The organism is Echinicola pacifica DSM 19836 (assembly GCF_000373245.1).
GTDB lineage: Bacteria > Bacteroidota > Bacteroidia > Cytophagales > Cyclobacteriaceae > Echinicola > Echinicola pacifica.
The window spans coordinates 277,691-290,083 of sequence record NZ_KB890756.1 but is presented as its reverse complement, the minus strand read 5'-3'; the positions used below and the strand labels follow the sequence as shown (position 1 = coordinate 290,083).

7 protein-coding genes are annotated in these 12,393 nt (G+C 40.5%); 2 read left to right on the top strand and 5 right to left on the bottom strand.

Annotation, left to right across the window (positions count from 1 at the left end):
• Positions 1 to 8 precede the first annotated feature (8 nt).
• Positions 9 to 470 (top strand): hypothetical protein, encoded by a 462-nt coding sequence (locus B050_RS0118535; protein WP_018475460.1) that lies wholly within the window; start codon positions 9 to 11, stop codon positions 468 to 470.
• 298 nt (positions 471 to 768) lie between these two features.
• Positions 769 to 1,377 (top strand): hypothetical protein, encoded by a 609-nt coding sequence (locus tag B050_RS0118530; protein ID WP_157492897.1) that lies wholly within the window; start codon positions 769 to 771, stop codon positions 1,375 to 1,377.
• A gap of 426 nt (positions 1,378 to 1,803) precedes the next feature.
• Here the strand turns inward: B050_RS0118530 and B050_RS0118525 are convergent, their stop codons facing one another.
• From B050_RS0118525 to B050_RS0118490, 5 genes are all read right to left on the bottom strand, one after another.
• A complete protein-coding gene (locus B050_RS0118525) occupies positions 1,804 to 2,691 on the bottom strand; it encodes a hypothetical protein (RefSeq protein WP_018475458.1) in 888 nt (295 codons plus the stop codon).
• A gap of 19 nt (positions 2,692 to 2,710) precedes the next feature.
• Entirely contained in the window at positions 2,711 to 5,533 is a 2,823-nt protein-coding gene (locus B050_RS0118520) for a tyrosinase family protein (RefSeq protein WP_018475457.1), read from the bottom strand.
• A gap of 61 nt (positions 5,534 to 5,594) precedes the next feature.
• Positions 5,595 to 6,476 carry a hypothetical protein gene (locus B050_RS0118515; protein ID WP_157492896.1) on the bottom strand — a complete coding sequence of 294 codons (882 nt, stop codon included), beginning with the start codon at positions 6,474 to 6,476 and terminating at the stop codon, positions 5,595 to 5,597.
• A gap of 1,480 nt (positions 6,477 to 7,956) precedes the next feature.
• Positions 7,957 to 8,811 (bottom strand): formyltetrahydrofolate deformylase, encoded by an 855-nt coding sequence (purU, locus tag B050_RS0118500; RefSeq protein WP_018475454.1) that lies wholly within the window; start codon positions 8,809 to 8,811, stop codon positions 7,957 to 7,959.
• A gap of 388 nt (positions 8,812 to 9,199) precedes the next feature.
• Positions 9,200 to 12,139 (bottom strand): DEAD/DEAH box helicase, encoded by a 2,940-nt coding sequence (locus tag B050_RS0118490; protein ID WP_018475452.1) that lies wholly within the window; start codon positions 12,137 to 12,139, stop codon positions 9,200 to 9,202.
• Positions 12,140 to 12,393: the final 254 nt, after the last annotated feature.

Genomic DNA, 12,393 nt, shown 5'->3' with positions numbered 1-12,393 from the left:
ACCCAATAATGAGAACCGACCCGACAGGGGCTTTGGATGACCATTATATAAGTAATAATGGTTTCATTAGAACGGTGCAAACTGAGGATAGTCTTGACAGATTGTACGTTCAGAATAATGCCAGTGAAACAGGTTTTAGGCTAGCCGGACAATTAGATAAAAATGATGTAGGGTTAGTTCAGTTTCCAGCGAGCGGAGAAGGGTTTAGTAGGTATGGCTCCTCCGATGCAGGAGGTAATTCAACCTCCCCATTGGAAACAGTGGGACAGGGAGATCACTTTTTGCAAGCAGAGACAGCGGCCGCATTGTTCGGACTCGTAAATAAATTAAATACAGAGTTCGGGTTTAATTTAAGTTTAGGTGACATGTCATCTTCAAATGGTAGTGACCCTTGGCAACCAAGTTTTCAATCAGCTACAAGTTCAGGGCACCATGCAGGTCATGGGCATTTAGGAAAACTAGTGGATTAGATGTTGACTTTAGATATTTAAATACTGATGGAAATAGTTTTCAGAGTGCAAATGCTTTTGTTAGCAATTCTTTTAGTTCTGTAAAAAATCAAACAGGATATGATGCTGCCGCAACGTTCGGGTTTACCAAAAATTACCAAGGGAAGAGCGGTAATTTAAATGGTGTAACCAAAGTAGGTGGGGCATAATGACCACGGACATTTAGGCTTGCAGTACGGAAAGCTTGATTGGAAGTATGTACCAGTTGCACCTACAAGGCAGTCTAATATTGATTTTAATTGGCTAAATAGATAGGATTATGAAAAGTATATGTTTGTTTGGTTTATTTCTATTAATGTCCTGCCATTATGAAAAAGCAGGTAAAACAACTTCCCTAGGCAGTGTCTTCAAGGAAGGAGTAGAATCTAAAAGTTCTCAAATAGAGCAAGGCGTATTAGAAGGAGCAATAGGTTTGATTAGCACAAGTGAGAATTATCAGTTTGGAGATACGATATTTGTTTTTGACAAAGAAGGAAAAGTGCAAAATCATATTGTTTTTGATGATGAGTATGAGGTGCTTTCACTAAAGTGTTTATCAAAAGACAACTCATTTTATAAAGTTAAGTCTGAAAATAATGAAATAGGTTTTATCCCAAAAGGTGAAAAAGGAGTAATATTCCAAACTTGGGAAGAGCATGTTTTAAGTGTGTTTTCGATAGGTTTTAATGAAGTAAGTAATCCATTATTGGACTCCCCTTTAGAGAATTCCAAAAAAGTCTATTATGACAAAGATGAGTTTTACCATCCTAGTCAGATAAAAGGAGATTGGTTACAGGTGAAATGGGGTTCAGAGGAGGATTGGAAATATGGATGGATAATGTGGAAGGATAGTGAAAAGCTACTCATTGAATTATATTACTTCGCATAAAAACACAAACAAGGCCAGTCCAGACTCTATCCCGCAAAGTGTGTAAATGAATTTTAGGGTTGGTTAGAATTTTAGACGGTTTTCAAACATAATCATAAATTGGTTCAGTTTGAATGGCTTAAGGACGTATTCGAAAGAATCCAGAGCCTAAAGCAAAAAAAAGAATTCTGTCAACTTGCCTTCTAAATGAGGGGTACAACCCTAAATAGTTACCCAAAACATACAAACCTACAAGTCCAAAATTAACTATATGGGTTCGTCGGATGCTTACCTTTAAATGGGCCAAAAAATTCCAGGACAACTTTTCTACACTTACACACCTAATGGGACGCTACCTTTAATATTCGCCAAAAAGCATTTTAGTTTAATAGACACTTTTTGGGATAGTGTCGTTTTTGGCCGAACGCCTGTTATGGGGTCGGTTTTTCATTTGATTGTTAAGTCTTTTGATGTTCGTTTAAGTCTCGCTAAACCAGTTCTACTTGAATTACATTCTGTTCTAACAATTCTCAAACTTGCCTTTTCCATATGATATTTTCTAAATTGTCCTGTCCAAGTATCGTTTTTAAAAATTATTTGATTTTGGTCGTTTGAAATATATTCAATCAAATTCAATTCAACTCTATTTACTTCTTTAAACCTATCGACTATAACCGAAAATGTGTTAGGCTGTCTATGGTCAATGACTAATTCAGTCCATTTTGATAGTATTCCAGTTTCTTGACATTTAACATGTCCTTTTACTGAATTTTTGTCAAAATACTCTTGTTTTACAGCTTTAATATCATCGTGAATAGAGTTTCTACATGCAACATAAAATAATTTTTCAGGAGTATATTTAGTGTTATTAATTATCATTAGGTATGAAATATATGCACTTGTTTTGTCACTGTAAAAAATTTCAAAACATTTAGTGTTAAACTGAACTCTTGCGATTTTTATATCTTCAATTGATAATTCCGCTTCATTATTTTCATTACCTACTTCGCTTTCAACTTCATTGCTTATTTCTTCTTCACTATATTCATCAGTCGTTTCCAGTTCATCTAAATTATTAAAATAGTTATAATTCAATAAGTCAATAATGTCGTCATAATCGGAATCATTTAGTGATTGTCCAAAGTCGTAAGAATTTAAAATAAATCGATAATGCATAATTGCATCTTTTTTGAATTTATATTCTTTTTGTCCTATTTTAAATGGTTTTCTCATTGTCGTTGTCGGTTTTATACTGCCCCATAACGTAAAATGATAAGCAGAATGCCCTTCCTGTAGGAGAGTATTCTGCTTATCTATTGATATCTGCTGGCTCATTTAGCATTCTAATTCATTCTTATTTTACAGCTATAGAATAATTCAAAATTCTGGTGAACGATTCGGCATGATTATGCTTGTCATCACAACAATGGTCAGCTGTAAGGTCTTTGTATTGTGGGTGATAGACCCCTGTTACCATTATACCTATATGCTGAACTCCAGGTGTTTCTACTTTTCCAGCATCTAAGGTCCATGTTTGGCCTTTCTGCCTTTTAAATATGACTTCCTTATCCACAATAAGGGACTTATTTTCTTGATCACGGAGTCTTCTTGCAATTTCGATTGCAGGATCATATTTATTAGAATACCGTTTGTACTTTTCTGCCTTATGTTTAAGCTTCAATATTTCATCCTGGGAGATGATCTTGTTGATATCGAAGGATGGTGAAATTAATCTGGCAAATGTACTTTCAATTTCTACCATACCAAGGTTACTCGAAGCAACTAGGTTTACATCGAGCGCACAGCCTGTTTTCAGTATCGAGGTTTTAGATCCGATATCCAACTTGAGATTGGTTCGGGCATAAATATTAACCACTACATTGCATGCTTCCCGATCATTGCTGTTGGTTCCTACTGCACGCGTATCTAATGAGTTACGAGAAATTGCAATCATATTTCTGCTCGCCTGACGTTGTTTGGTTTTAGTCAATAATCTGTTGTACTGGTTACCTCTAATCAGTCCTGCAGAAACAGGGAAAATAAGTTCACCTATGACCGGCATCATCATTTTGTCCATATCTCTGGTTTTATAAGCAATCATCAATTGCCATTTCCCAACCCAACAATGTTTAGACGCATGATCACGCTGTACGACCAATGTCAATCTTCCATTGGATACTCTATTGGTAACTATAGGCAATGGACAACAATGATTGCAGCTTTCATGACCATTATGCTGGTGATCCCCGTAAAGAATATCACCGCTAGGAGATTTTAAAACATAAGACCAATTCTTTGACGAGAAATCCATACCCTGACAGGTAATCAATAATGCATCGTCTGCAGAAGTAGCATAATAGTTGAGATGTGCATGTTCGCCTTCAAAAAGCTCGAGTACTGGGTCAAAAACACTTGTAAATCCTATTGCTGCAGCCAATGCATTAGAATAAAATTTATCTATAGTTCCAGCATTTTCTCCGTGAAAAACTTGTGTAGTGGGAATGCTTTGTCCCTTGCTTACCATATCGGCTATGGTTGCATAGTCTACTGCTGCACCATTTCCGAAACCCATACCAAAGATTACTGTCCTGTCCAGACTTCCTGCTGATATAGTCGACATAGCTGCACCACTCGTAAGAATTCCATCTGTCAACATGGCCAAATATCTTCTTTCATCAGCAGGAATTCCCCCAAAGACAGGATCTACCAGTGTGTTTTCCACATCGAGTAAAGCATCTGCCAATGGAGTACCTCCACCAGGCGACATGGCCGCGATTGAAGAATCGAAACTGGCTTTGCTGAAGGATGTCCCTTGCTTAATCAATCCATAACCTGGACTTGTAAACACATTGTCAAACTGATTTCCTCCTGAACTTCTGAATGTCTTAACTCCTCCTGTAACATATATAGTTCCACTGTCCTGAACCGTCTCACAATCTTGCAGAAATGCTGAAACTCCACGCTTAGCGGCTTCCCACTTGGTGACATCTGGATTTGTTACAACCATTGGGTCAGGCGTCAGACCATTCATACTGCCTGTCCTGTCAAGTCCTATGCCTATAACTGAGATACAATCATAGGTATAACCAAACGCATTCCTATAGTCTAGGGTGTCTTCATTTGACTGAGGACCCAAAGCAGAATAGTCAGGCATTGGAATACTTGAGGAAATAGAGGAAGAAGTGCCATAACCTGCAGTAGTTCCTACCCAAGGATACATTAGGTCCGTGCGATGGTGTTGGTTGTCGCCACCCGAAGAGGGATAGACAGTGTCATGACCATCCACCTGCCACATAGCCCATAATCGGTCTATATTGCAATGATGTAGATAGAAGAATGGATCAAAAGGTGAAGCTGTCGGGTCTCCCATATGTCCACCTATCCAAATATGCATACCATTGTGCATTTGATTATGACCAGAAGGTAAACCACTACCGCTCTCAACTGCGTTTTGAAATGCAGAATAAGTCGTTAGAGCTAAAGCCGCACTAACCGCAGAGGCTGAAGGTAAGCCAGATACACTGCCTATACTTCTTTTCAGTCCGCCATCCCAGAAAGAGCCGAAGCTTGAATGTAATGTCCAACCGCTTAGTCCTGCTGGCCACCACGCTGGAGAAGCGGTTGTATTGCTTCCAGTGCCTGGGGCGCTTTCTGCGAAATATCCAGTTTGGACGACAGTGCCCGTACCGCCATCGGGCCCTAAGAATGTATCAGTCATAATAGAACTTGGATCGGTCCAGTCCCAATAAGGTACCATGACACCAGGAACATAGGATTGAAGTTGCTGTTCGAATTGATATAAATAATAGCGATGCCAACTGTAAAAACTATACGCACCTGAGCCACCATGGCCAAAGTTTACAGACAAGCCTCCTGCCAGGCCTTGTTGGATCATCAAGTGCAATGCTACACTTTCATCCCATTTACTGTATTGCTCTGAAGCAGGAGCTCCAGGATTGACGATATCTGCCTTCATTAAGACACAAGCTTTGACAAAATCTTCCCTCTCCAAAGCGGTTAGGAATTTAGCATTTTTACGTACACCCATAATTAAAAATTTATTGGTTAGTAATTTATTTAGTTTTAAGTCATGCTTGCAGATAACGTTTTTTGGCTTGGCGATTTGGCGGATTTTAGCACAAAAGTTTAATAGAACTACCGCCTTTGAACCTTGCACAAATGTTACATAGATGCACTTCAGCTGCTATTTTGCCAGACCGATTTTATCGGTAATGCTTTTAATAGGTCCAGTTTTTGATTTTTCCGTTATCCTCAATCCACGTTTCAATATAAATGTCTTCAGATATTGGTATTCCCTTGTCTTTAATTATGTCAAATTTTAAGTCTTTCAAAGAATTGAACATTTTGCTAATACAAAAAGTAAACTCTTCTTTCTCATAATATTTTTCAATTTCTTCGTCAGTATGAAGCATTCTAACTTTTGATACATTTCCATTTTCGTCTATTGTCACTAAATATTTGTCACCACAGTCAAAATCATTATTGTTTTTCCATTTTGTCTTTTTAAGTTTTTTGAATAAGATGTCAGAAACCTTATTTCCATCTCGTCTGTCGATTCTTTTTGGGTCGTCAATATAGTTGTCAAAATCTTCCTTACTACCAACAAGTCCGTTTGAAATAGTGATAACTTTTTCTCGCTCAAATATCTTGTAAAAAACTCCGTCCCACCTCAGTACTTTATTTGTCAAAGGAAAATTTACATAGCCGTCAAACCAATCAAAAAAAACTTTTTCGTTTTTTAACTTGTTCCCAAAAATGGATTTTATTTTTTCATAGGATTGAGCCTTATCAATTTTTTCATTTCCCAATTGACCACAATTTATAATGTCAACAAGGAATAAACTGTCGTTCTCAATTTTATAAATTGCTTGATAACCTCTCCAACAATTAAAAGATGCCCCGTCCCTAAATGCAAGTCCATAAAGTTGTTCTCTATTTGCTGAGTCTTGTCGTTGTAAATATTGTTCAAGAATAAGGTGGTAAGTCGCAATTGTATCTTTGCCATAAATCACATAGTCTGGCATTTGTGGACTAGCTAAAAGTTCGGTAGTCCAAAGTGTCAGAATAAATACGATTATATATTTAAGTGATGTTGTCATAGCATTCTGACTAACATTGGTGTAAGAAATGTGAGGGGTTTTAAAATAAATCAGTATCAATCTATGCAAGTACCAACACGCTTGCTTAATAAAAATAGTGCGCGTTGAAAGCACTGTCCTTAACTCTTCTCCATCAGCCAAGCATATTTTTTACACATTATGTGTGCCTGGCATGGGCATCTGGTACCTAAGATACCTAATTATTCCAAAGGGTGAAAGTCCCTTAGGTGCGGGAGTAGTTTTCCGAAGCATTAGCAAGTCGCAAGCCCGTATGCTGTAAAGCATGGAGTGAAGCCCCTCCCGGAGGACAGGGAAGCAAAACGGTAAACCCCGATACCAACGTACAAGATCTGGATACTGAGGCTTGACAGGCCGGATGAAGTAGCATATCCTACTGACATCCCAAGGTGGGAAACCAACAAGCGCATAGTTGGTAGATCCAGTGGGTATTGAGGGAAGGAATATGCTCTTACCTGAGGAGATCTCTGGATATCGTGAACATCTAAGAGAAGTCAGCAGTAGTCATAGCACCATCATTGTCCCATTGTAAAAGCCGAATTTGATTACCTTGCTTGCCAATAATGAGTATTCCACTCCATAGTATACCAGTATTCCAGAGCAAAGTTTACCAGTGGTTCCAGGGGAAAGTATACCAGTAAACAGGTTTTCGATTTGGTATTATTTCCTGTTTGCATAAACAGGTTTTATCTGACATTCCGGCATAAAGTATACCACTGAATTTTTTTAACCTGTGGCTATTTATTTTGGGGATTGAAATCAATTTTCACCAAAGTGTATGGCCGATAATCCGATCAAAATGCACCGATTAGGAAAGATGTAATTGTTTTTTGGCAGGGGTTTTTCAGAAAGGGCAATCAGCCACGGGCTTAGTTTTTCCAGAATTCATTTGAGTCGATTCAAGAGACGTTTCCTTTCTTCAGGCCTTCTTTAGAAGGTTTTTTAAGATAGAATGTGGATTTTTATGCGGAAGATTAAATCCTCTACCACTTGCAGCAAGTTTGGTCAGAGGCTAACGTAAGCATCCCACCCAATACAAGTTTCTACAAACTGAGCTAATCCATAGTTTTGTGTACACAAGCAGGCAAATGGAGGAGAGAGAAGAAATGATTTTATGGATCGATGAGTTTGAGGGCGGTGGTCTTAGCAAAAAGAATTATAGAACCTCCTAACGGTATCCCTTACCCACTCAAATTCATTGATTGGGTCTTAGTGTAGCTGGCCATCGAAGAATATATGGCAGCGGTCATGCAGGTGTGCCGCTGGAAGATCCTTTCATGGGAACTATCAAACAGTCAAAATACCAAGTGGTGCAAGCAGGTGCGCCAAGAAGTTAGCCCTGATACGGCCAAGCGGAGATAATCAATTCCGATCAGGGAAGCCAGTACATGTGAGCCTTGCGGATCAAGTTCCTTGAAGGGCTGGAGATCAAAGTGTCCAAGGGCCGAAGATAGCGTTTGGGCTAATTGAATATAATGGTCTTGTTTCCCATGACCATTACTTTTTTGGCCAGGTGATATTTGATGGCTTTCGAAAGCACCACTTTTTCCACATCTTGGCCGATTTGCACCAGCTCCTCCACCGTATTATGGTGCTTTACTCGGGCTATATCTTGCTCGATAATCGGCCCTGCGTCCAGCTCCTCGGTGACATAGTGACCCGTGGCCCCAATGATTTTCACCCCCCTTTTATGTGCAGCATGATAAGGTTTGGCTCCCACAAATGCCGGCAGGAAACTATGGTGAATATTGATGATTTTATGTGGATAAGCACTGATGAAGGTCGGACTCAGGATCTGCATATACCGCGCTAATACCACAAAATCAACCTTATGCTCCTCTAATAGCGCAAGCTGGCGCTGCTCTTGCTCCTGCTTATTGTCTTTGGTAATGGGGAAATAATGGAAGGGAATTCCAAATGCCTCGACCACTGGCTGGAGGTTTTCGTGATTGGATAGTACTAATGGGATTTCTACTTGGAATTGCCCCGAAAAATACCGCGACAATATATCAAATAAACAATGCGATAGCTTAGATACAAATATGGCCATCCTTGGATGTGGCTCATTGAAGTGAAGGGTGAAGTTCATCTCAAACTTACTGCCCACCGTCTCGCCGAATATTCGATGGATGTCCTGCTTCTGTATTGCAAAACTAGCCAATTCCCACTTCGCTCGCATAAAGAAATCCCCCGTTTCACTGTCAATATATTGGTCCACTTCCAGCACATTGCCATTGTGAAAATATAGAAACTGACTGACCGCAGCGACTATTCCCTTTTGATCTTTGCATTGGATGATAAGAATTGCAGAATCCATGTTATTAATAAAAATTGGTTGTTTGGATGTTTTAGCCACTCAAAGCTATTTCTTTGTTTCTTCGAGCGGCTAAAAATACCAGTATTTCCTTAAAAAATAAGGATAAAATGTTTCTTTATGCAGGAACTGATGATCAGCCCAATAGAAAGGCCCCACTGGCTGACCAGCTGGAGGCCCTGGTTCTTCTAGTTTTCTTAAGTAAAAAGCCCATATCACGGATTTTTAGGAGGCTTTACCTCGGTCGGATCGCAGCTTTTCTCTTTTTATAATTCGCATCATGCTCGCCGTAGCGAAAGAGTAAGTAGAAAATGCCAGCTTACTTTATCCCCAATTTTTCGCTAATAGCGCTTGCTTATTTGTCAGGAATAATATGATTCCCTGACAGTTTTTAGGTCAGCAAGGCTTTGATATCATCTTGGTTAAGACGTTTCATGAAGCTTTCCTCGGTACTAATCAGCTCGTCTGCGAGGGCCATTTTTCGCTCCTGCAAGGCCATTATTTTTTCTTCCACGGTATTGTGGGTGATGAATTTATAGATAATTACCTTATTCTCCTGACCGATCCTATGTGCCCTATCGATAGCCTGAGCTTCCACGGCAGGATTCCACCACGGATCGAGTAGGAATACATATTCGGCTTTGGTGAGGTTTAGCCCTACGCCACCGGCCTTGAGCGATATAAGGAAGATTTTTACTTTATCATTGTCCTGAAATTCATTCACCTGTGCCTGCCGGTCCTTGGTGGTTCCGTCCAGATAGGTGTAAGCGATTTTTTCTTCATCCAGATGCTCCTTTATGATGGCCAGATGCTTTACAAATTGGCTAAATACGAGCACCTTATGGCCTTCTCGCGCTGTGGAGTCGAGCATATGAGTGATATCTTCCATCTTGCCGGAGTCTCCCGTATATTGCGGGTCGGTGAGGCGTGGATGGTTGGCGATTTGGCGAAGCTGGGTAAGTCCCCTGAGCAGGGTAAACGTCTGCCGCTTCATCCCAGGAGTATTCATCTCCTCCACGATCTTATCGCGGTAGTATTCCTTCACTTCATTATAGGCCTTTTCCTGCTCCTCCGTCATATTGGAATATTTGATATTTATGACTTTTTCAGGGAGATCAGTGGCCACCTGGGTTTTTAGCCTTCGCAGGATGAAAGGCTTGATCATCGCGTGCAATTTGGCGGCTTTGTCCAGGTCATTCTTCTTCTCTATGGGCTGCAAAAACTGCTTTTTGAAGCTCCCTTGTGTTCCCAATAAGCCGGGATTGATGAAGTTCATCTGGGACCAAAGGTCCATCGTGCCATTTTCTACCGGCGTACCCGTGAGGATCAGCCGATGCTTGCTCGTCAGCTGGCATACCGCTTTAGCGATATTACTGCCTGGGTTTTTGATCGCCTGGGATTCATCGAGAATTATATAGTTAAAAAAGAATGCTTTTAGGATGTCTATATCCAATCGCACGATGCCATAAGAGGTCAATACCAGGTCGTATTTGGCAAATAGCGCGCTGTTTTTGACCCTGTGGGATCCCGTATAAACTAATATTTTTAGTTTAGGGTTAAATTTCTTGGCTTCTACTTCCCAGTTGTATATCAGAGAAGTGGGCATCACCAATAGCGAGGTAGCCCCTTCTGTGTTTTCTTTTTCCAAGGATAGCATGGCTAAGGTCTGTACGGTTTTACCTAAACCCATATCATCCGCCAGACAACCTCCAAAGCGGTATTCATTAAGAAATCGCAGCCAATCGTATCCCGCCTTTTGGTAGGGTCTTAGGGTGCCCTTGAAGGTTTCCGGGAGCTCATATGACTCCATTTCAGAGAAGTTTTGGAGCTTCTGTAGCTTGCGGCTCAGGGTTAAGTTGATCAGATTATCCTTCTGAAGCTCTTGCGCTAGCGCAATATGATGCTTCTTCAAGGTCATATGACTCCCTTTCTCTTCGCCATTTTCCAGAAAAGAGAAGATCTCTGAATAGCTTACAAACCAACTATCAGGAATTACCGCAGTCTGCCCATTAGGAAGTTGGAATTCCGGCTTGCCTTTGACCATAAGTTTCCTCAATTCGGAAAAGCTTACTTCGTATTCCCCGAAGGTAATCACCGCCTTGACATCAAACCAATCAATATTTTCCTTGATATCCACCTTGATGGAGGCATTCCCAATGAAGTATTGCTTGCCCTTACCACTTTGGTTTTGCAGAATTTTTACCCCTTTCTCTTCCAGGTCTGTACGATGGCAGTTTAACCAATCAAAGGCCTTGGCTTTGCTTAGCGAAAAGCGGGAGGCTTTCACCGGGAGCCCCAGGTCTTTGAGATAGTCACCATAGGTTTTTTCTCTTTCCAGGTCACGAATGACCTTATGGAAGATATAGTTGTCTCCTTTTTGTTCTAGCTCAACATTATTTGCCCTGCTTTCTTCACTGCGAAAGGCGTAATCACCATATTGGAATTTAAGGTCAAAAACTATTTTGTCCTCCGCCTCAGATCCATTTTCCTGACCAAAGAGGTCCGTCTTAGCGGGATTTCCGGGGAGATCACTCAGGCTCAGCAGGGGCTCAGGCTGGCTGCGCTGCACCCGGATATCAAAACCCTTAGCATAGACATCAAAGGAGGCGACCAGCTGGGTGATGAATTTTTGGTAATAGGATTGCTCGACATTCTTGGGGATCACGATGAATTTCTTATTCAGGAATGGCTTTAATTTCTTGCCATCCACCCCTTTTTCAAAGTTATATAAGCAGCTATTGACGACTAGCCATGCGGGCTCGTCACAGAGAAGATAGCCCCCCTGGTATTGCCAATCCAGTTTTTCTCCCTCATACTTGATGGTAGGGAAATAATGTGTGTTTTCTTCATTTCTACGGAAGTGAAATAAGACGGTGGCTTTCTTGGGAAGCACATTGATTTCCTTCCAGATGGGGTTGCCATCATTCCCCATTTCAAAAAGCCTCTTGCCTTTTACCTTATTTAGGATTTTGGCACGGATGCCTTCCAGCCTTATCTCGATCAGGCGGCGGATTTCCTTATTAGCGGAGGTCTCGCTATTCGTCTCAAATACCTTGGTCAAAAACTCCTTAGGCTTGAGTTTTTTGGTGTTGAACTTCTTGATGATAGAATCGTGCTGCATGCTATCCATCAGCTTGATGAGCTCATAGTCCTCCTCGTCAAGCCCAGAAGCAAATTCACGGGCGTTCTGAGTGGCTATATTCTGGTGGGCATAGGATAGCCTTCCTTTTTCATCATGCTGAATAACAAAGGACTCAAACAATATCCCTAAATATTCATGGCTGAAAAGTGAATAAATGATTTCAAACGATTCGTCAGGAGAAACTTTCATAGTTCAAGGGTCAAATTCACCACTTAAAATCCCAAGTTCAAGTGGAAATTTTAATTTATACTAGCTTGCAAAGTAAATAATTATTTCAACTTATAATAGAAAAAAGACGTGAAATAACGGTATTTATACCAGTTGCATTTTAATTTATTGAAGTATTGTTTTGGCGGATTTCTAGGAAAAGCTTGCTCCCCATTTATAGTTGGCTGTCCAGAAGTGCCTTAGCAAATACCGGTGATTCCAGCCTTACTTTGGGG

Excerpts from the sequence above, each read along its gene's own strand:
- B050_RS0118530 (WP_157492897.1), top strand. The coding sequence starts at position 769 with ATGAAAAGTATATGTTTGTTTGGTTTATTTCTATTAATGTCCTGCCAT.
- purU (WP_018475454.1), bottom strand. The coding sequence starts at position 8,811 with ATGGATTCTGCAATTCTTATCATCCAATGCAAAGATCAAAAGGGAATA.
- B050_RS0118490 (WP_018475452.1), bottom strand. The coding sequence starts at position 12,139 with ATGAAAGTTTCTCCTGACGAATCGTTTGAAATCATTTATTCACTTTTC.
- B050_RS0118515 (WP_157492896.1), bottom strand. The coding sequence starts at position 6,476 with ATGACAACATCACTTAAATATATAATCGTATTTATTCTGACACTTTGG.
- B050_RS0118535 (WP_018475460.1), top strand. The coding sequence starts at position 9 with ATGAGAACCGACCCGACAGGGGCTTTGGATGACCATTATATAAGTAAT.
- B050_RS0118525 (WP_018475458.1), bottom strand. The coding sequence starts at position 2,691 with ATGAGCCAGCAGATATCAATAGATAAGCAGAATACTCTCCTACAGGAA.